Source organism: Burkholderia sp. RF4-BP95, from assembly GCF_001521985.1.
Taxonomy (GTDB): domain Bacteria; phylum Pseudomonadota; class Gammaproteobacteria; order Burkholderiales; family Burkholderiaceae; genus Burkholderia; species Burkholderia diffusa.
In genome coordinates this window covers 43,114-61,296 of sequence record NZ_LOSX01000074.1, presented here as the reverse complement: position 1 = coordinate 61,296, position 18,183 = coordinate 43,114, and the positions used below count along the sequence as shown (strand labels likewise).

Annotated in this window: 19 protein-coding genes and 1 tRNA gene; 10 read left to right on the top strand and 10 right to left on the bottom strand. The window is 67.6% G+C overall.

Annotated features, from left to right (window positions below):
* Nucleotides 1–50 precede the first annotated feature (50 nt).
* The 5 genes from WS46_RS26110 to WS46_RS26090 form a co-directional block, all read right to left on the bottom strand.
* Nucleotides 51–1,367, bottom strand: coding sequence for a sulfate adenylyltransferase subunit 1 (locus WS46_RS26110; protein WP_059692231.1), 1,317 nt, complete (start codon nucleotides 1,365–1,367; stop codon nucleotides 51–53).
* 22 nt (nucleotides 1,368–1,389) lie between these two features.
* Nucleotides 1,390–2,352 carry a sulfate adenylyltransferase subunit CysD gene (gene cysD, locus WS46_RS26105; protein ID WP_059527653.1) on the bottom strand — a complete coding sequence of 321 codons (963 nt, stop codon included), beginning with the start codon at nucleotides 2,350–2,352 and terminating at the stop codon, nucleotides 1,390–1,392.
* A 75-nt stretch (nucleotides 2,353–2,427) separates the two neighbouring features.
* A complete protein-coding gene (locus WS46_RS26100; RefSeq protein WP_059692230.1) occupies nucleotides 2,428–3,171 on the bottom strand; it encodes a phosphoadenylyl-sulfate reductase in 744 nt (247 codons plus the stop codon).
* The gene (locus WS46_RS26095) at nucleotides 3,168–3,710 is read right to left on the bottom strand and encodes a DUF934 domain-containing protein (protein WP_059527659.1); all 543 of its coding nucleotides are present in this window, start codon (nucleotides 3,708–3,710) and stop codon (nucleotides 3,168–3,170) included. The genes WS46_RS26100 and WS46_RS26095 overlap by 4 nt, the downstream gene beginning before the upstream one ends.
* A 25-nt stretch (nucleotides 3,711–3,735) precedes the next feature.
* Complete coding sequence (locus WS46_RS26090; RefSeq protein WP_059527662.1) at nucleotides 3,736–5,415, bottom strand: nitrite/sulfite reductase; 1,680 nt, start codon at nucleotides 5,413–5,415, stop codon at nucleotides 3,736–3,738.
* 216 nt (nucleotides 5,416–5,631) lie between these two features.
* Between WS46_RS26090 and WS46_RS26085 the strand changes: the two genes are divergently transcribed.
* From WS46_RS26085 to WS46_RS36155, 4 genes are all read left to right on the top strand, one after another.
* On the top strand, nucleotides 5,632–6,573 hold the full coding sequence (locus tag WS46_RS26085) for a CysB family HTH-type transcriptional regulator (RefSeq protein WP_009689198.1): 942 nt from the start codon (nucleotides 5,632–5,634) through the stop codon (nucleotides 6,571–6,573).
* A gap of 64 nt (nucleotides 6,574–6,637) precedes the next feature.
* Nucleotides 6,638–7,795: an ABC transporter substrate-binding protein gene (locus WS46_RS26080; RefSeq protein ID WP_059692229.1), complete on the top strand. Its 1,158-nt coding sequence runs from the start codon at nucleotides 6,638–6,640 to the stop codon at nucleotides 7,793–7,795.
* Between the two features lie 95 nt (nucleotides 7,796–7,890).
* Nucleotides 7,891–7,975, top strand: a tRNA-Leu gene (locus WS46_RS26075).
* 165 nt (nucleotides 7,976–8,140) lie between these two features.
* Complete coding sequence (locus WS46_RS36155) at nucleotides 8,141–8,311, top strand: hypothetical protein (protein ID WP_179949186.1); 171 nt, start codon at nucleotides 8,141–8,143, stop codon at nucleotides 8,309–8,311.
* A gap of 40 nt (nucleotides 8,312–8,351) precedes the next feature.
* Here WS46_RS36155 and WS46_RS26070 read toward each other — a convergent pair whose 3' ends face one another.
* Nucleotides 8,352–9,242, bottom strand: coding sequence for an alpha/beta fold hydrolase (locus WS46_RS26070; protein ID WP_059692228.1), 891 nt, complete (start codon nucleotides 9,240–9,242; stop codon nucleotides 8,352–8,354).
* A gap of 104 nt (nucleotides 9,243–9,346) precedes the next feature.
* Between WS46_RS26070 and WS46_RS26065 the strand changes: the two genes are divergently transcribed.
* Entirely contained in the window at nucleotides 9,347–10,243 is an 897-nt protein-coding gene (locus WS46_RS26065) for a LysR family transcriptional regulator (protein WP_059692227.1), read from the top strand.
* Nucleotides 10,244–10,259: 16 nt separating this feature from the next.
* Here WS46_RS26065 and WS46_RS26060 read toward each other — a convergent pair whose 3' ends face one another.
* The 3 genes from WS46_RS26060 to WS46_RS26050 all read right to left on the bottom strand — a co-directional run bounded on the left by WS46_RS26060 (nucleotide 10,260) and on the right by WS46_RS26050 (nucleotide 12,842).
* A complete protein-coding gene (locus tag WS46_RS26060) occupies nucleotides 10,260–11,189 on the bottom strand; it encodes a LysR family transcriptional regulator (RefSeq protein ID WP_059692269.1) in 930 nt (309 codons plus the stop codon).
* A 179-nt stretch (nucleotides 11,190–11,368) separates the two neighbouring features.
* A complete protein-coding gene (locus tag WS46_RS26055) occupies nucleotides 11,369–12,142 on the bottom strand; it encodes an SDR family oxidoreductase (RefSeq protein WP_059692226.1) in 774 nt (257 codons plus the stop codon).
* Nucleotides 12,143–12,341: 199 nt separating this feature from the next.
* On the bottom strand, nucleotides 12,342–12,842 hold the full coding sequence (locus WS46_RS26050) for a DinB family protein (RefSeq protein ID WP_059692225.1): 501 nt from the start codon (nucleotides 12,840–12,842) through the stop codon (nucleotides 12,342–12,344).
* 218 nt (nucleotides 12,843–13,060) lie between these two features.
* Here WS46_RS26050 and WS46_RS26045 point away from each other — a divergent pair, with 218 nt between their 5' ends.
* Both WS46_RS26045 and WS46_RS26040 read left to right on the top strand, forming a co-directional pair.
* The gene (locus WS46_RS26045) at nucleotides 13,061–13,777 is read left to right on the top strand and encodes a pseudouridine synthase (RefSeq protein WP_059692224.1); all 717 of its coding nucleotides are present in this window, start codon (nucleotides 13,061–13,063) and stop codon (nucleotides 13,775–13,777) included.
* Between the two features lie 105 nt (nucleotides 13,778–13,882).
* Nucleotides 13,883–14,071 (top strand): hypothetical protein, encoded by a 189-nt coding sequence (locus WS46_RS26040; RefSeq protein WP_059527680.1) that lies wholly within the window; start codon nucleotides 13,883–13,885, stop codon nucleotides 14,069–14,071.
* Here the strand turns inward: WS46_RS26040 and WS46_RS26035 are convergent.
* Nucleotides 14,054–15,091, bottom strand: coding sequence for an NAD-dependent epimerase/dehydratase family protein (locus WS46_RS26035; RefSeq protein ID WP_059692223.1), 1,038 nt, complete (start codon nucleotides 15,089–15,091; stop codon nucleotides 14,054–14,056). The genes WS46_RS26040 and WS46_RS26035 overlap by 18 nt on opposite strands.
* Before the next feature lie 105 nt (nucleotides 15,092–15,196).
* Here WS46_RS26035 and WS46_RS26030 point away from each other — a divergent pair, with 105 nt between their 5' ends.
* From WS46_RS26030 to WS46_RS26020, 3 genes are all read left to right on the top strand, one after another.
* The gene (locus tag WS46_RS26030) at nucleotides 15,197–16,228 is read left to right on the top strand and encodes a CDP-6-deoxy-delta-3,4-glucoseen reductase (protein WP_059527685.1); all 1,032 of its coding nucleotides are present in this window, start codon (nucleotides 15,197–15,199) and stop codon (nucleotides 16,226–16,228) included.
* Nucleotides 16,229–16,522: 294 nt separating this feature from the next.
* Nucleotides 16,523–17,707, top strand: a complete 1,185-nt coding sequence (locus WS46_RS26025) for an acetylornithine transaminase (RefSeq protein WP_059527689.1) — start codon at nucleotides 16,523–16,525, stop codon at nucleotides 17,705–17,707.
* A gap of 13 nt (nucleotides 17,708–17,720) precedes the next feature.
* On the top strand, nucleotides 17,721–18,176 hold the full coding sequence (locus WS46_RS26020; protein ID WP_059692222.1) for a GNAT family acetyltransferase: 456 nt from the start codon (nucleotides 17,721–17,723) through the stop codon (nucleotides 18,174–18,176).
* Nucleotides 18,177–18,183 lie beyond the last annotated feature (7 nt).

Here is an 18,183-nt window from a genome sequence, read left to right as displayed (position 1 = left end):
GTGAACGGCGACCGGCGCGCGCCGCCCGCACGGGCGGCGCTAAACGCCGGTTACGCCGAGAACGCCCGGATCATGCCGGCGGCGACCGTATGATGCGTCGCCTCGTCGATCAGCACGAACGCGCCCGTGCCCGGATGCGCGTCGTACGTGTCGCAGACGATCGGCTTCTGCAGCGTCAGCGCCACGCGGCCGATGTCGTTCATCTTCAGTTCCTGGCGGTCGGTCGCGTGCGACAGCGTATGCACGTCGAGCACTTCCTTGACCGCACCGATCTTCGCGAACACCGTGCTCGTGGTCTGCTTCAGCAGGTATTTGCGCTGCGGCGACAGCGGCGTCTCGTCGAACCAGCACAGGTCCGCCTCGAGCTTCTTCGCCGGCGCGACCGTCTCGGCGGTCGTGACGAACATGTCGCCGCGCGACACGTCGACGTCCTGTTCGAGGCGAATCGTCACCGTCTGGCCCGCGAATGCGTGCGCAACCGACGCGGTGCCGCCCGGCACCGGCGCGACGATCTCGGCGATCGTCGCGGTGCGATTCGACGGGAGCACGACGATCTCGTCGCCGATCTTCACCTCGCCCGATTCGATCCGGCCCATGTAGCCGCGGAAATCGTCGGCCGAGCTGCCGTCCTGACGTGCGACCCACTGCACCGGGAAGCGCAGCGCGTCATGCGCCTGCGTCTCGACCGGCAGCGATTCGAGCACGTCGAGCAGCGGCTCGCCCGCGTACCACGGCATGCGCTCGCTCGCGCCGACGATGTTGTCGCCCTTCAGCGCCGACACCGGCACGAAACGCACGTCCTTCAGGCCGAGCTGCTTCGCGAGCGCGACGTACGCATCGCGGATCTCGTTGAAGCGCGCTTCGCTGTAGTCGACGAGGTCCATCTTGTTGATCGCGACGATCACATGCTGCAGCGCGAGCAGCTTCACGATCGCGCTGTGGCGCTTCGTTTGCGGCAGCAGTTCCGCAACGCCGTTCTCGACCGTCACGCGCGTCGCGTCGACCAGGATGATCGCCGCATGCGCGGTCGATGCGCCCGTCACCATGTTGCGCGTGTACTGCTCGTGGCCCGGCGTGTCGGCGATGATGAACTTGCGCTTCGCGGTCGCGAAGTAGCGGTATGCAACGTCGATCGTGATGCCCTGCTCGCGCTCGGCTTCGAGCCCGTCCGTCAGCAGCGCGAGGTCGATCTCGTCGCCGACCGTGCGCTTGTTCTTCGCGCGCGACAGCGCGGACAGCTGGTCGGACAGCACGGCCTTGCTGTCGTACAGCAGGCGGCCGATCAGCGTGCTCTTGCCGTCGTCGACGCTGCCCGCGGTGATGAAGCGCAACACGCCGAGGTCTTCGGTGTTCTCGATGATGCTCATGATGTGAATGTCCTCGTGTGCTTCAGAAATAACCTTGCTTCTTGCGCTGTTCCATCGCGGCTTCGGATGCCTGATCGTCCATCCGGGTCGCGCCGCGTTCGGTGATCTCGGTCACCGCCGTCTCGGCGATGATCTTCTCGACGTCGTCCGCGTCGCTCTCGACCGGGCACGTGCAGCTGATGTCGCCGACCGTGCGGAAGCGCACCTGCGCGAGTTCGCTCGTCTCGCCGTCACGCATCGGCGTGAGCGGCGTGACCGGCACGAGCAGACCGTTGCGGCGCACGATCTCGCGCTGGTGCGCGTAGTAGATCGACGGCAGTTCGAGATTCTCGCGCGCGATGTATTGCCACACGTCGAGCTCGGTCCAGTTCGAGATCGGGAACACGCGCAGGTGCTCGCCCTTGTGCAGGCGCGCGTTGAACAGGCTCCACAGTTCCGGGCGCTGCGCCTTCGGATCCCACTGGCCGAATTCGTCGCGGAACGAGAAGATCCGCTCCTTCGCGCGCGCCTTCTCTTCGTCGCGGCGCGCGCCGCCGATCAGCGCCGTATAGCCGTGCTGTTCGATCGTCTCGAGCAGCGTGACGGCCTGCGCGGCGTTGCGCGAATCGGTTTCGCGGCGCAGCACGACCGTGCCGCGCTTGATCGAATCCTCGACGTGGCCGACCACCAGTTCGGCGCCGAGCTCTTGCGCACGGCGGTCGCGGAAGTCGATCACTTCCTCGTAGTTGTGGCCCGTATCGATGTGCACGAGCGGGAACGGCAGCGTCGTCTTGCGGTTCGCGCCAAGGCCGAACGCCTTCAGCGCGAGGTGCAGCACGACGACCGAGTCCTTGCCGCCCGAGAACAACAGCGCCGGCTTGCTGCATTCGGCAACGAGTTCGCGCAGGATGTGGATCGACTCGGCTTCGAGCCAGTCGAGGTGGCCCATGCGGTCGTCGGCGCCGGTGGGCGGGGCAAAGGCGGATTGCTCGAGCGTCGTGCTCATGATTTCAGTCCTTCTCTTCTGGGTTCGTGCCGCCCGCTGTCGCGGGCGGCGCAATATTCGGTTTCTTGTCGGCTTTCAGTGCGCGGCGCCGGCTTCGGCGTTCGCGGGAATCGGCGTGATCGTGATGTGCAGCCCGCATTCCTTCGTGTCGCGCGACTCCCACCACCAGCGGCCCGCCCGGCTGTCCTCGCCGGGGCGGATCGCGCGCGTACACGGCTCGCAGCCGATGCTCGGGTAGCCGCGCGCATGCAGCGGGTTGACCGGCACGTCGAACGCCTTCAGGTACGCCCACACGTCCGCTTCCGTCCAGTCTGCGAGCGGGTTGTACTTCGCGATCCCGCGCGCTTCGTCCTGTTCTTCCTCGTGCAGTTCCGCACGCGTGACCGACTGCTCGCGGCGCTGGCCCGTGACCCACGCGCCGACGTCGGCCAGCGCGCGGTTCAGCGGCTCGACCTTGCGGATGTGGCAGCACGACTTGCGCAGCTCGACGCTTTCGTAGAACGCGTTCAGGCCGTGCTCGGCGACGTACTGGTCGACCGCGTCCTGGCGCGGGTGAAACTGCTCGATCTCGTAGCCGTAGCGCTCGCGCACGCGGTCGATCATGCCCAGCGTTTCCGCGTGCAGGCGGCCGGTGTTCAGCGAGAAGATGCCGATCGACACGCCCTTCGACAGGATCGCGTGCGTGAGCAGCATGTCTTCCGCGGCGAGGCTGCTCGCGAACTTCACCTTCTCGTGGCGCGCGCCGATCTGCGCGAGCAGCGCGTCGAGGCGCTCGACCTTCGCGGCGAGTTCCGGCGTCAGTGCGGTCGCGGTGCTCATGCGCTCACCTTGGCGTCGGCCGCGGCATCGCGGCGGCGGAACAGCGGCGCCGGCTCGTCGAACGCGCCCTGGTAACGCTGCGTGAATTCGCCGAACGCGTTCAGCGCGTCGCGGATGTCCTTGTCGGCACGCACCGCGAACGCGTCGAAGCCGCAACGCGACATGTACAGCAGCTGGTCGCGCAGCACGTCGCCGATCGCGCGCAGCTCGCCGGTCCAGCCGTGGCGCTCGCGCAGCAGGCGCGCGATGCTGTAGCCGCGGCCGTCCGCGAAGCGCGGGAAATCGACGGCGATCAGCGAGATCGCACCGAAGTCGGCCACGAGATCGGCCGGCTCGCTGTCCGGCGCGAGCCACACGCCGAGTTCGTCCTTCGTCTTCGCGGCGACGAGCGCCGCGCGCTCGGCCTGCCACAGGGCGAACGGCACCAGCACCTTGCCGGCCGGCAACGCGTCGACCGCGGGCAGCGCACCGTCTTCCGCCGCGCGCACGACCTGCCATGCGTCGTCGATCACTGCGCGGTTCTTGATAATCGAAGCCATCTGCAAATTCCTTCTACCCGGTTGGTTACGCGTTCACTGCCTGGCGCGCCGCATACACGCGCTCCTTGAACGGTGCGATGCCGATGCGGTCGTACGTGTCGATGAAGCGCTCGCCGTCGATGCGCGCCTCGACGAACGTGTCGATCAGCTTCGCGATCACGTCTGGCACTTCCTCCGCGGAGAACGACGGCCCGATCACGCGGCCGAGGCGCGCGCCGTTGCGGCCCGTGCCCTGCTCGCCGCCGAGCGACACCTGGTACCACTCGGCGCCGTCCTTGTCGACGCCGAGGATGCCGATGTTGCCCACGTGATGATGACCGCACGAGTTCATGCAACCGGAAATGTTCAGCGACAGGTCGCCGAGGTCGTACACGTAGTCCAGATCGTCGAAACGCTGCTGGATCGCCAGCGCGATCGGGATCGACTTCGCGTTCGCGAGCGAGCAGAAGTCGCCGCCCGGGCACGCGATGATGTCGGTCAGCAGGCCGACGTTCGGCGTCGCGAAACCGGCCGCCTTCGCCTTTTCCCACACCGCGAACAGGTCGCGCTTCTTCACGTTCGCGAGAATCAGGTTCTGCTCGTGCGACACGCGCAGTTCGCCGAGCGAGTACGCGTCGGCCCAGTCGGCCACCAGGTCCATCTGCGCGTCGGTCGCGTCGCCCGGGGCCACGCGGTGATCCTTCAGCGACAGCGTGACGGCGGCATAGCCCGGCACCTTGTGCGGCGCGACGTTGCGCTCGACCCAGCGCGCAAACGCCTTGTTCTCGAGCAGGTGCTGTTCGAACGACGCGTCGGTGTCGGCGAGCTTTTCGTAGACGGGCGGCAAGAAGTACTGCGACACGCGGTCGACTTCCGCCTGCGTGAGCGTCGACGGGCCGTCCTTCAGGTGCTGCCACTCTTCCTCGACCTGCTGCGCGAACTTCGCGGGCGACAGCGCCTTCACGAGGATCTTGATACGCGCCTTGTACAGGTTGTCACGGCGACCGTAGCGGTTGTACACGCGCAGCACGGCTTCGCAGTAGGTCAGCAGGTGCTGCCACGGCAGGTCTTCCTTGATCACCGCGCCGACGATCGGCGTGCGGCCGAGACCGCCGCCCGCGAGGATGCTCGCGACCACTTCGCCCTGCGCGTTCTTCTTCAGGTACACGCCGAGGTCGTGGATCTGCACGGCCGCGCGGTCGTGCTTCGAGCCGGACACCGCGATCTTGAACTTGCGCGGCAGCCATGCGAATTCGGGATGGAACGTCGACCACTGGCGCAGGATTTCCGACCACGGACGCGGATCGATCTCCTCGTCCTGAGCGACGCCGGCGAACTGGTCGGCCGTGATGTTGCGGATGCAGTTGCCCGACGTCTGGATCGCGTGCATCTGCACCGACGCGAGCTTCGCGAGGATCTCGGGCGTTTCCTCGAGCTGGACCCAGTTGAACTGGATGTTCGAGCGCGTCGAGAAGTGGCCGTAGCCGCGGTCGTGTTCGCGGGCGATGCGCGCCAGCATGCGGAGCTGCTCGCTGCGCAGGTTGCCGTACGGAATCGCGATGCGGTGCATGTACGCGTGGCGCTGCATGTACAGGCCATTCTGCAGGCGCAGCGGACGGAACTCGTCTTCGCTCAACTCGCCCGACAGGCGGCGGCGCACCTGATCGCGGTACTGCGCGACTCGCTCGTCGACGATCGTCTGGTCGTACTGGTCGTACTGATACATTCGGGGACCCCAGGGTTTTCGTGGTGACCGCGCGACGTCCTAGCCACGTCGCGCCCGAATCTCCGTTCCGCCGCCACCGCCGGCCTTCCGCGGCCCGGCTGGATTGCTAATGACGAAAACAGATATCCATATTTGAAAAACTCCGGTGAATCGTAATAAACTCGCCTTATATTTCAAACGACTAAAAAATTCTGTTGATATGCGGAAGGGTTATAAATGAACCTGCACCAATTTCGCTTCGTGCGCGAGGCCGTCCGGCAGAATTTCAACCTCACCGAGGCCGCCAAGGCGCTCTACACGTCGCAACCGGGGGTGTCGAAGGCGATCATCGAGCTCGAGGACGAGCTCGGCGTGGAGATCTTCACGCGGCACGGCAAGCGCGTGCGCTCGCTCACCGAGCCGGGCAGGATCATCCTCGCGTCGGTCGAGCGGATCCTGCAGGAAGTTGAAAGCCTGAAAAGGGTCGGAAAAGACTATGCGGCGCAGGATCAGGGCAACCTGACGATCGCCGCCACCCACACGCAGGCCCGCTATTCGCTGCCGGCCGCGATCGCCGAATTCAAGAAGCGCTTCCCGAAGGTGCACCTGTCGATCCTGCAAGGCAGCCCGACGCAGGTCGCCGAGATGGTGATCCACGACCAGGCCGATCTCGCGATCGCGACCGAGGCGATCGCCGACTACAAGGAACTCGTGTCGCTGCCCTGCTTCCAGTGGCATCACGCGGCCGTGGTGCCGGCCGACCACCCGCTGCTCGAACGCAAGCCGGTCACGCTGGACGATCTCGCGCAATACCCGCTGATCACATACGACGACGCGTTCGCCGGCCGCAAGAAGATCAACCACGCGTTCGCGCTGCGCGGGCTGTCGCCGGACATCGTGCTGGAGGCGATCGACGCCGATGTGATCAAGACCTACGTCGAGCTCGGTCTCGGCGTCGGGATCATGGCCGACATCGCGTTCAACCCGGAGCGCGACCGCAACCTGCGGCTGATTCCGGTCGGCCACCTGTTCGGCAGCAACGTGACGCGCGTCGCGCTCAAGCAAGGTGCCTACCTGCGCAGCTATGTGTATACGCTCGTGGAGCTGCTGTCGCCGACGCTGAACCGCAAGCTGATCGAACAGGCGCTCAAGGGCGAATCCGAATCGTACGAGCTTTGAAGGACAGGTATAAACACAGGGGCGCACATTGCGCCCCTTTTTATTGCCCGACGGAGATTCCCGCATGACGCTTCCCGCCCCGTTGCGCCGCGCCGCCGGCGCCGCCCTCGTGCTCGCCTGCGCGGCCGCGCATGCCGATCTGAAGGTCGGCGTCGACCTGTCGTCGACCGGCCCGGCCGCCGCGATCGGCATCACCAGCAAGAACGCGATCCTGATGTGGCCGAAGACGATCGCCGGGCAGCCGCTGCAGGTGACGGTGCTCGACGACGCGTCCGACCCGGGCGCCGCCGTGCGCAACATCCGCAAGCTGGTCGACGAGGATCACGTCGACGTCGTGGTCGGGCCGAACATCACGCCGGCCGCGCTCGCGGCGCTCGACGCGGTGGCGGCCGCGCAGACGCCGATGATCACGCTGGTCGGCTCCGGCGCGATCGTCGAGCCGCAGGAAGGCGCGCGGACCTGGGCATTCAAGATGGCGCAGAGCGACAGCGCGATGGCCGACGTGATGACGCGCTACATGGCCAACCACGGCGTGAAGACGGTCGGCTTCATCGGCTTCGCGGACAGCTACGGCGACAGCTGGCTGAATGAATTCACACGCTTCGCGGAAGTCCGCAAGATCCGCGTGATCGCGACGGAGCGCTTCAACCGCACCGACGCCAGCGTCACCGGCCAGGCGCTGAAGCTGATCGCGGCGAAGCCGGACGCGATCCTGATCGCGGGCTCGGGCACGCCAGCCGTGCTGCCGCAGCGCACGCTGATCGAGCGCGGCTACAAGGGCGTGATCTACCAGACGCACGGGATCGCGACGCCCGAATTCATCAAGCTCGGCGGCAAGGACGTCGACGGGACGCTGTTCCCGACCCAGCCGGTCGTCGTCGCGCGCACGCTGCCCGCCGACCATCCGGCCCGCAAGGCCGCGCTCGCGTTCGTCGATGCGTACGAAGCGAAATACGGCGCCGGCACCGTCACGCAGTTCGCGGGCGACGCGGCGGGTGTCTATCCGCGCCTCGCCGACGCGGTCGGCCGCGCGCTCAAGGCCGCGCAGCCCGGCACGCCGGCCTTCCGCGCGGCGCTGCGGCGCGAGCTCGAGCGTGCGCACGAGCTCGTCGTGCCGAACGGCGTCGTCAACACGAGCGACAAGGATCACGTGGGGCTCGATCAACGCGCGAGCGTGATGGGAATCGTGAAACACGGCCAGTTCGTCTATCTGAGCCAGTAACGCAAGGACGATCGCCGGACAGCTTGCCCGGTGCCCCGTTTTCCGCCATAATCCGCGTTTCGCCGCGCACAATCGCATGCGCGGCCAGGATCAAAGCCCAGGTGGTGAAATTGGTAGACGCAGGGGACTCAAAATCCCCCGCCGCAAGGCGTGCCGGTTCGATTCCGGCCCTGGGCACCAGTATTTCGCAGCGTCATGCGCTGCACCTGTCGAAACCCGCGCAAGCTCGCCGCTTCGCGGGTTTTTTGTTTTTGCCGCGTGTTTTTCCCGCGCGCATCGCACACCGCAACGCGCACCCTCCGCCGACAGTCCAAGCATCAGGACACGCAAGCACGGAGGCCGCTCATGTCCACGCGCGTCTTCTTTTCGAGCCGGATTGGCCGCGGCATGCTCGTCGCGCTGCTGTCGATCATGCTGGGCGGATGCGATCTGCTCCGCGAGCCGCCCGTGCCCGACTGGCCTGGGCCGCATGCGCCCTACCCGTTCCCGGACAACATTCCGCACCGCACCGAGTGACCGGCTCGACCGACCTCACCCCAAGGCGCGCGCCGCACGTTCAACCCTGCTCGCAGAACCGCAGGATCGCGTCCGCGACGGCCGTCGGCGCCTCGCGCTGCGGAAAGTGCCCGACGCCATCGAGCACGGTCCGCTCATAGCGGCCGGTGAAGAACCGCTCGCGCCCGGCCGAAGTCTCCGGCCCGTTGCAGGTATCCGCGCCGCCGTGCAGCACCAGCGTCGGCACCGACAGCTCGGGCGCGGGCGTCAGTTGCGCTTCGTCTTCCGCATAGGCGGCCCCGCCGTCGACGAATCCCCAGCGATAACGGTACGAATGCAGCACCACGTCGATCCAGTCCGGCCCGTCGAAGGCAGTCGCCGCCGCGTCGAAGTCGCGCGCGTCGTACCAGCCGGCCGGCGACCACGTGTCCCACATCAGGCGCGCGAACGCACGGCGATCGTCGCGCAGCGCCTGCTCGCCGCGCGGCGTCGCCATGAACCAGTGGTACCAGTAATTGCGCGCCTGCGGCAGCGACAGCGGCTGGGCCGGGTCGTTCGTGCCGTACCCCACCGACAGCATCACCAGATGCGAGGCCGCGCCGTCGCGCAATCCGCACGCGTTCGCAACCGCGCGGGCACCCCAATCGTGCCCGACCAGGACCGGCCGTTCGATGCCGAGCACGTCGATGAATTCGAGCAGGTCGCGGCCAAGCGCCGCGAGCTGGCCGCTGCGCGGCGTCGCGGGATCGCGAAAGCGGGTCGGTGCGAAGCCGCGCAGCGCGGGTGCGAGCACGCGGTAGCCGTGCGCGGCCAGCGTTTCGGCCACGGCTTCCCAGCCGACCGGGCTGTCCGGCCAGCCATGCAGCAGCACGGCCACGTGTTCGCCGCGCGGATTCCATTCGAGATAGGCAAGTTCGAGCGACGCGGTGGTCGCATATCGATAAGCGGTCATGTGCACTCCGGTGAGTCAGCCTGAATAGCCCATGGTAGACCCGCCTTTCATCACGATTCGCGGCGTATCATCATTCATTCTTCGAATATCGCGTTGAATTACCCATGGAACCGCTGACCGATCCCGCGTCGACCGCGCTCGACATCGCGCTGTTGCGCACCTTCCTCGAAGTCGTCGACAGCCGCGGCTTCGCGCCGGCCGCGGAACGCCTCGCGCTGACGCCGTCCGCGGTCAGCGGCCACATCAAGCGGCTCGAGCAGGCGGCCGGCACGGTGCTGCTCGCGCGCACCACGCGCCACATCGCGCTCACGCCGGCCGGCGATACGCTGTACGCGTACGCGCGCAACATCGTCGACATGGAGCGCGAAGTGCGCGCCCGGCTGCGCGGCGCGTCGGCGTATGGCCGGCTGCGCGTGGGCGCGTCAGAAGACTTCGCGGGAACGTGGCTGCCGCAGGTGTTGCGCACGTTCCGCGACAGCCATCCGCACACGTCGATCGAACTGAAGGTCGGCATCACCGCGGCGCTGCTGCGCGAGCAGACGCTGGGCCGGCTCGACGTCGTGTTCGGCAAGCAATGCCGGCAGGTCGACGCGCCGGGCGAACTGCTGTGGGAAGAGCCGCTGGTATGGGCGTTCGCGTCGGATACGCCGCTCGACGCCGAAAGCGACGTGCCGCTCGCGCTGTTTCCGGAGCCATGCGTGTACCGGGAAGCCGCGGTATCCGCGCTCGCGGCCGCACCGCGGCGCTTTCGCGTGCAGTTCGAAAGCGCGAGCATGGCCGGCTGCGTGTCGGCCGCGCTCGCCGGCTTCGCGGTCACGGCGCTCGCGCGCAGCCAATTGCGCGACGGCCTGCGCGCATGCGGGCCGCGCGATGGCCTGCCGACGTTGCCGGCCGCACGCTTTTACGCGTTCGCAGCGAAGCCCGGCGGTGCCGGCGCCGCGCTGATCGACGCGGTGCGGGCCACCGGACGCACGCGGCAGTTCTCGGCACACGCCGACTGAACGCGCGGCACCCTTTTCAGTCGCCGGTCGCAGCCGCGCCCGTGTCGTTCAGCGCATCCGTCATCAACTCCGCGAACCATTCGACGAACGCATTGAGCCGCCTCGACCGGTGCCGGCGATGCGGATAGACGGCCGACACGTCCATCGGCGCGGCCCGATGGCCGGGCATCACCTCGACCAGCGCCCCGCTGTCGAGCAGATGCACGACGTCGAAGCGCGGAATCTGGATCAGCCCCATCCCGGCGATGCAGCTCGCGATATAGGTTTCGGCGTTGTTGACGATCACGCGGCTCGGCAGCGCCAGTGTGCGGTGCTCGCCGTCCGCGCAGTATTCCCAGCCGAGCTCGCGGCCGGTCGTCGGCGACGCATAGCCGATCGCCCAGTGCCCGTGCGCGAGCGCATCGGGGTGCTCGGGCACGCCGCATTCGCGCAGGTAGTCGGGGCTCGCGCAGTTGATCAGCGCGAACTGGCCGAGCGGCCGTACCACGAGGCTGCTGTCCGCGAGCCGCCCGACCCGGATCGCGCAGTCGACGCCCTCCTGCACGAGATCGATCGAGCGGTCCGTCGAGCCGAGCGACAGTTGCAGCTTCGGGTAGCGGCGAAACAGCGACGGCAGCGCGGGCGCGATCACGCGGCGCGCGATCCGGCTCGGCGCATCGACGTTCAGCCGCCCGATCACGTCGCGATCGCGGCGCCGGAACAGCCGGTCGAGCTCGTCGGCTTCCGCGAGCAGGCGCCGGCCACGCTCCAGCAGCAGCGCGCCGTCGGCCGTCAGCTGCACCTGCCGCGTCGTACGGTGCAACAGGCGCGTGCCGAGTGCGGTCTCGAGCTGCTGGACGGCGGCCGACACCGTCGCGCGCGGCACGTCGAGCGCATGCGCGGCCTTGATGAAGCTGCCCATCTCGGCAACCTGAAGGAAGATTCTGACCTGGTCCAGCTTGTCCATCGGCGGGCGGAAAACGTGGGTTCGGACGACCGTCACCGGCAAGCGCCGCGCGTCGCGGCCGATCCCGGCGGCACAGAAGAAACGGGCGCGCGGCCTCGTGCCCGCGCGCCCGCCCATTGTCCATGCAAACGGTCCATTGCGGGTCGCCGCGCGCACGCGGCGACCGCCGGCACGGCCCGTTACTTGGTCGTATAGCCGCCGTTGATCAGGATCGTCTGACCGGTGATCCACCAGCCGTCGGTCACGAGATGGCGGATGAACGGCACGACGTCCTCGATGTCGGTGAGGCCCGTCTTGCTGAACGGCGACAGCGCGGCCGCCGTCTTGTGATACGCGACGGCGTCGGCACCTTCGGCCGGATAGAAGAACGGCGTGTCCATCGGGCCCGCCCCGACCGCCGTCACCGAGATGCCGCGCGCGCCGTATTCCTTCGACGCCGCGCGTGTGAAGTGCTCGACGGGCGCCTTCGATCCTTCATAGGCCGCATAGAACGGCGTGAACGCGCCGAGCAGCGACGTCACGAGCGTGACGAGCTTGCCGTGATCCTCGAGGTGCCGCCCCGCTTCCTTGATGAAGAAGAACGCGGACTTGCTGTTCACCGCGAACATTTCGTCGTATTCGGCCTCGGAGATTTCGGTGAACGGCTTCTTCAGCACCTTGCCGACGGTGTTGATCGCGATGTCGATCTTGCCGAAGCGCTGCTTCGCGTCGCCGAACAGCTTCTCGACCGCGGCGGCCGTCGTCAGATCGGCCTGGAACGTCGCGGCTTGCGCGCCGGCCGCGCGCACGGCGGCGGCCGTCTCTTCGGCCTGCGCCTGCGATGCCGCGCTGTTGTAGTGAATCGCCACCGCCTTCGCGCCGTGGCCGGCCAGATCCCGGGCGATCAGGCCACCGAGATTCTTGGCGCCGCCTGCGATCAGGACGACCTTGTCTGCGAGCGTGTGAGTAGCCACGGTTGACTCCTTTTTGCGTTGGGTGAAGCTAGGAGTGTAGGCACGCACGACGCGCCGGTCAGCCGGGCATGGCTGGATGAATTATCCAGAAAAACGATCCAATCAGGCATCCGAAATGGCGGGCTGCCCCACCGACGCGGGCGGCGAAATCTGCCTGGCCTTGGCGCGACACGTCGCACCGCCACCGCGCCCGCGTGAGTCAGCGTGCGTAAAGCGCCGCGTCGATCTTGCCGAGCAGCCACTGCATCCCGGCCAGATGCTGCTGGTCGTGGCTGCACAGATAATGAACGAGGCCGCGCACGGTCAGCGCGCCATAGCCGTCGAATTCGCCCGTGCGTGCAAGCTGCCCGGGCGTCAGTCGCGACACGACGTCGAGCGTCTCGCGCCGCGCGTCGCGGATCGCCGCGAGCACGTCGGACGCGTTCGCGGCGTCGTAGCGGCGCTCGATCGCAAGCGCGTCGCCGTCGACCGATACGAGCAGCGGATGATCCTCATCGAGCATCCGCCTCAACCGCACGTGGTAGCCGTCGATCTCGATGTCGCGCACGTGGCAGAGTTGCCCGAGCGGCGAGAAGTGCTCGCTCGGGATGCCGTTCCAGTCGTCGGGAGTCCAGCGTGCATAGCCGTCCGGCACGGCGGCGAAATGAGCTTCGAGCTGGCGGGGAAAATCGGCGAGTGCATCGAGCGTCGTCGGATTCATGCGGCAAACTCCGTGTCGGGTGAAGACGGCAACAGCCCTGGCACGGACCCGCCGCCGCGGTGGCACTGCTTCACGCTGGAGCCGTACGTACCTTGCGTGCGATGGCCACTTTCCATGAAGAAGGAACGTGCCCCGCGTCGCGCCCAGCGCTCCGCAGCTTACCAGCGCGGGCGAGTTCGTGCCGGCGCCGGCGCGCCGCTTGATAGAATGCGCGCGCTATGGATCTCGAAAGCATTCTCTACACGCAGGGCTTCGGCTCGCGCCGCCAGTGCCGCGGCCTGATCGAAACGGGCCGCGTCACCGTCGCGGGCGCGAGCGCGACCGACCCCGACGCGTCGTTCGACACCGACGGCCTCGTGTTCACGGTCGACGACAACGCCTGGCCGTTCCACGCCCGCGCGTATCTCGCGCTCAACAAGCCGGCCGGCTACGAGTGTTCGCGCGACCCGCAACACCACGCGAGCGTGTTCAGCCTGCTGCCCGCGCCGCTCGTCGCACGCGGCGTGCAGTGCGTCGGCCGCCTCGACCAGGACACGACGGGCCTGCTGCTGCTGTCCGACGACGGCCAGTTCGTGCATGCGTACACGTCTCCGAAGCGCAAGGTGCCGAAGACCTACGTCGCGACCGTGCGCCACCCGCTCGACGATGCCCAACTGGACGCGCTGCGCGCCGGCGTGCAGCTCCACGGCGAGCCGAAGCCGATCGCGGCGGTCGCCGCCGACGCGCGCGACACGCACGCACTCGCGCTGACCGTCCTCGAAGGCAAATATCATCAAGTGAAACGCATGGTCGCCGCGGCCAGCAACCGCGTCGAGGCACTGCATCGCGAAAGCATCGGCGGTTTCACGCTGCCGGACGACCTGGCGCCGGGCGCATGGCGCTGGCTCGGGGAAGACGACCTTTCAGCCCTGCGCAATTCCGTCAAAACCCTGTAAGGGAAAATCCGCACGATCGTTCGGTGTCCGGCCGCGTCGCGGCCGCACGATCCCCCGCTATACTGAAATCACAAGCTGTACGAGCAGCAATGCAGGGGAGACATCATGAACATCAACCATTCTTTCGAACTGTCGTACGTGACGATCGCCTTCGCGGTCGTGGGTGCCATCGTGATCGGCGGGCTGCTGGCCACGATGCACATGAAGCACAAATATCATCCGAACCTGATCGGCGCGCTGATCGGCGCGTTGCTGTGCTTCCTGCTGATCGAGGCGTTACCGGCGCTCACCTGACGCGCCGCGCGGCGCGAGCGTTTGAAGGAATTCGTCTACGGTCGGATAGCGCAACGTCACGCACAATTCGGCCTTGAGCCGTGCATTCGACAGGCGCCGCGACTCGCGCATGAACGACAGAAGCGTCGGTTCGAGCCGATGTTCGGCGTCCGCGCGACTGATCCGCGGCGGCAGCGGCAGGCCGAACACCTGCGCGACCCGGTCGAAATACTCCCCCATCCGCAGTTCGCTGTCGTCCGACGCGTGCACGGCGCGCGCCGGCTTGCCGCGCACGGCCGCGCGCCGCAGGATCGCCGCGAGATCGTCCGCGTGGATATGGTTCGTGTAGACGTCGTCGGCCGCGTCGAGCGCCGGCGTGCCGCGCTCGAGCCGCGCGAGCGGCAGCCGGTTCGCCGCGTAGATGCCGGGAATGCGCACGATGCGCGCGGACAGCACGCCGCGCACCGTCGCCGCGCGCAACTGACGCTCGGCCGACACGCGCCGGAACGCGCGCGGATTCGCGGGGCGCAGCGGCTGCGTCTCGTCGATTCGCGCCCCGCCGCAATCGCCGTATACGCCCGTCGTGCTGGCGTAGACGAGCGTCGGCGCGCGAAGGGCGTCGGGTACAATACGCGCTGCCCGCGCCGGCACGCCGGCCTGCCGGGTCGCGGCACGCAGCGTGCGGAGCCGGCCGACCGGCGACACCGGCGGTGCGGATGGCCGCCGTGCAGGCACGGACAATGCGGCGATCAGCGCGCGGGTGCGGCGATCGTCGCGGCCGTCGGATTGCGGCGGCGCGAGATGCAGGATCGTGCGGGCGAGCCCCGCGATACGTCCGAGCGTCGCGCGGCGATCGAGGTCGCCGACGATCGGCGTCGCGCCTGCCGCGCGCAATTCGTCGCAGCGGCCCGGATGGCTCGTCAGCGCGACGATGCGCAGGTTGCGGCGCGCGGCGCGCCATTGCGCGACGCAACGCAGGCCGACGTCGCCGCAGCCGACGATCAGTGCGCGCGGCCGGCGCAGGATTCGAGTCGCGATCATGATGGTTGCGAAATCAGTAGCCACCGTTGCGCGGCGCGCAACGGGTTTGCATTGTAGCTGCCGTGCCGACATGCACGGTCCCCACATTTTGTTCTATTTGGTTCTATGGCATTCAACGTTACTCTCAAGCAAAGCGGCCGGCAGTTCCAGGTCGAGTCGGACGAAACCGTGCTGGCGGCGGCGCTGCGCCAGAACGTCCACCTGCCGTACGGATGCAAGAACGGCGCGTGCGGCTCCTGCAAGGGCCAGATCGTGTCGGGCCAGATCGAACAGGGCCCGCACGCCGCGTCGGCACTGTCCAACGACGAACGCACGCGCGGCCTCGCGCTGCTCTGCTGTTCGAAGGCGCAATGCGACCTCGAGATCGACGTGCGTGAAATCGCCGGCGTCGACGGCGTGCAGGTGAAGAAGCTGCCGTGCCGGATCGCCGCGCTCGAGCGCCGCGCCGACGACGTGATGGTCGTGAAGCTGCAGTTGCCCGCCAACGAGCGCCTGCAATACCTCGCGGGCCAGTACGTCGAGTTCATCCTGAAGGACGGCTCGCGCCGCAGCTACTCGATGGCGAATGCGCCGCACGAGGAAGGCCCGATCGAGCTGCACATCCGCCACATGCCGGGCGGCAAGTTTACCGACCATGTGTTCGGCGCGATGAAGGAGCGCGACATCCTGCGCTTCGAAGGCCCGCTCGGCACGTTCTTCCTGCGCGAGGATTCCGACAAGCCGATCGTGCTGCTCGCGTCGGGCACCGGCTTCGCGCCGATCAAGGCGATCATCGAGCACGTCAGGCATTCCGGCATCACGCGCCCGATGACGCTCTATTGGGGCGCACGCCGCAAGAAGGACATCTACCTCGGCGAGCTCGCCGAGCAATGGGCGCGCGAGATCCCGAACTTCAAGTACGTGCCGGTGCTGTCCGAGCCGGACGACGCCGACCAGTGGACGGGCCGCACCGGCTTCGTCCACCGCGCGGTGATCGAGGACCTGCCCGATCTGTCGGGCCACCAGGTGTACGCGTGCGGCGCGCCGGTGATGGTCGAATCCGCGCAGCGCGACTTCACGCAGCACCACGCGCTGCCGGCCGACGAGTTCTACGCCGACTCGTTCACGAGCGCCGCCGATCTCGCGCACCCGGTCTGAGCACCGGGCGCGCCCGCGTCCCCGCTGCGCGCCGCCGTGTCACATCCGTGGCATCGCGGCGGTTTACAGTGGGGCGCGGGATGCCTTATGCTTGCGCACATGAACCGCTTCCTGTCCGCTCTCCGACGTCGCCGCTCGCCGCTCCGCCCGGATGCCGCCGGCTCGTCACGGACTCGCGCGTAACCCTCCCTCCGCTTCACCGGTTACGCACAAGCTGTTCGACCTACCAGCCACGGCCTTCCGTGGCTTTTTTATTGCCCGTTTCCCTTTCAACGTCCGCTGGAGTCTGCTGTCATGTCCCTGAACGATTACCCGATCGACTCGCTGATGTACATCACGAACCGCCCCGACATCGTGTTTACGCACGGCAAGGGTTCGTGGCTCTACGATCACACCGGCAAGCGCTATCTGGACTTCATTCAGGGCTGGGCCGTCAACAGTCTCGGCCACTGCAACGACGGCATCGTCGAAGCGCTGAAGACGCAGGCCGAGAAGCTGCTGAACCCGTCGCCCGCGTTCTACAACGAACCGATGGCGAAGCTTGCGGGGCTGCTGACGCAGCACAGCGTGTTCGACAAGGTGTTCTTCACGAACAGCGGCGCGGAAGCGAACGAAGGCGCGATCAAGCTCGCGCGCAAATGGGGCCGCAAGTTCAAGAACGGCGCGTACGAGATCATCACGTTCGACCACAGCTTCCACGGCCGCACGCTCGCGACGATGTCGGCCAGCGGCAAGCCGGGCTGGGACACGATCTACGCACCGCAGGTGCCGGGCTTCCCGAAGGCCGAGCTGAACGACATCAACTCGGTCGAGAAGCTGATCACCGACAAGACCGTCGCGGTGATGCTCGAGCCGATCCAGGGCGAAGGCGGCGTGATTCCGGCGACGCGTGAATTCATGCAGGCGCTGCGTGCGCTGACGAAGCAGCACGACCTGCTGCTGATCGTCGACGAAGTGCAAAGCGGCTGCGGCCGCGCGGGCACGCTGTTCGCGTACGAGCTGTCCGGCATCGAGCCGGACATCATGACGCTCGCGAAGGGCATCGGCGGCGGCGCACCGCTCGGCGCGCTGCTGTCGAAGGCCGACGTCGCGGTGTTCGAGGCCGGCGACCAGGGCGGCACGTACAACGGCAACCCGCTGATGACGGCGGTCGGCCATTCGGTGATCTCGCAACTCGTCGCGCCCGGCTTCCTCGAAGGCGTGCGCGCGCGCGGCGAATACTTGAAGCGCAAGCTGCTCGAGCTGTCGGAGGAGCGCGGTTTCGAGGGCGAACGCGGCGAAGGCCTGCTGCGCGCGCTGCTGCTCGGCAAGGACATCGGCCCGCAGATCGTCGAGAAGGCGCGCGACATGCAGCCCGACGGCCTGCTGCTGAACGCGGCGCGCCCGAACCTGCTGCGCTTCATGCCCGCGCTGAACGTCACGACCGAGGAAATCGACCAGATGATGGCGATGCTGCGGTCGATCCTCGACACGCTCTGAGGAGACCGCCGCGATGGATGCCGCCGCCGATGCTGTCGCTATCCGCCCGTTCGAACGCGCCGACACCGATGCCGTGCTCGCGGTCTGGCGCGACGCGTTCCCGCAGTACGACGAAGCCGGCGCGCCGCCGCACCGCGATTCGCTGCGATCGATCGAGCTGAAGCTCGCGACGCAGCCGGAACTGTTCTTCGTCGCGACCAGCGGCGCGCGGATCGTCGGCACGCTGATGGCGGGTTTCGACGGACATCGCGGCTGGCTCTACTCGTTCGGCGTGTCGAACGATGCACGGCGACTCGGCATCGGCCGCGCGCTGATCGCGCATGCGGAACGCGCGCTCGCCGCGCGCGGCTGCCTGAAGATCAATCTGCAGGTGCTGCCCGGCAACGACGATGCGTGCCGCTTCTATGCGGCGCTCGGCTATCGCGTCGAGGAACGCATCTCGTTCGGCAAGGCGCTGCCGGCCGCCTGACGCCGGC

Coding starts and splice junctions, on each gene's coding strand:
- WS46_RS26085 (WP_009689198.1), top strand. CDS start 5,632: ATGAACCTGCACCAATTTCGCTTCGTGCGCGAGGCCGTCCGGCAGAAT.
- WS46_RS26030 (WP_059527685.1), top strand. CDS start 15,197: ATGGCATTCAACGTTACTCTCAAGCAAAGCGGCCGGCAGTTCCAGGTC.
- WS46_RS26050 (WP_059692225.1), bottom strand. CDS start 12,842: ATGAATCCGACGACGCTCGATGCACTCGCCGATTTTCCCCGCCAGCTC.
- WS46_RS26040 (WP_059527680.1), top strand. CDS start 13,883: ATGAACATCAACCATTCTTTCGAACTGTCGTACGTGACGATCGCCTTC.
- WS46_RS26035 (WP_059692223.1), bottom strand. CDS start 15,091: ATGATCGCGACTCGAATCCTGCGCCGGCCGCGCGCACTGATCGTCGGC.
- WS46_RS36155 (WP_179949186.1), top strand. CDS start 8,141: ATGTCCACGCGCGTCTTCTTTTCGAGCCGGATTGGCCGCGGCATGCTC.
- WS46_RS26045 (WP_059692224.1), top strand. CDS start 13,061: ATGGATCTCGAAAGCATTCTCTACACGCAGGGCTTCGGCTCGCGCCGC.
- WS46_RS26110 (WP_059692231.1), bottom strand. CDS start 1,367: ATGAGCATCATCGAGAACACCGAAGACCTCGGCGTGTTGCGCTTCATC.
- WS46_RS26080 (WP_059692229.1), top strand. CDS start 6,638: ATGACGCTTCCCGCCCCGTTGCGCCGCGCCGCCGGCGCCGCCCTCGTG.
- WS46_RS26070 (WP_059692228.1), bottom strand. CDS start 9,242: ATGACCGCTTATCGATATGCGACCACCGCGTCGCTCGAACTTGCCTAT.
- WS46_RS26065 (WP_059692227.1), top strand. CDS start 9,347: ATGGAACCGCTGACCGATCCCGCGTCGACCGCGCTCGACATCGCGCTG.
- WS46_RS26020 (WP_059692222.1), top strand. CDS start 17,721: ATGGATGCCGCCGCCGATGCTGTCGCTATCCGCCCGTTCGAACGCGCC.
- WS46_RS26095 (WP_059527659.1), bottom strand. CDS start 3,710: ATGGCTTCGATTATCAAGAACCGCGCAGTGATCGACGACGCATGGCAG.
- WS46_RS26025 (WP_059527689.1), top strand. CDS start 16,523: ATGTCCCTGAACGATTACCCGATCGACTCGCTGATGTACATCACGAAC.
- WS46_RS26100 (WP_059692230.1), bottom strand. CDS start 3,171: ATGAGCACCGCGACCGCACTGACGCCGGAACTCGCCGCGAAGGTCGAG.
- WS46_RS26090 (WP_059527662.1), bottom strand. CDS start 5,415: ATGTATCAGTACGACCAGTACGACCAGACGATCGTCGACGAGCGAGTC.
- cysD (WP_059527653.1), bottom strand. CDS start 2,352: ATGAGCACGACGCTCGAGCAATCCGCCTTTGCCCCGCCCACCGGCGCC.
- WS46_RS26060 (WP_059692269.1), bottom strand. CDS start 11,189: ATGGACAAGCTGGACCAGGTCAGAATCTTCCTTCAGGTTGCCGAGATG.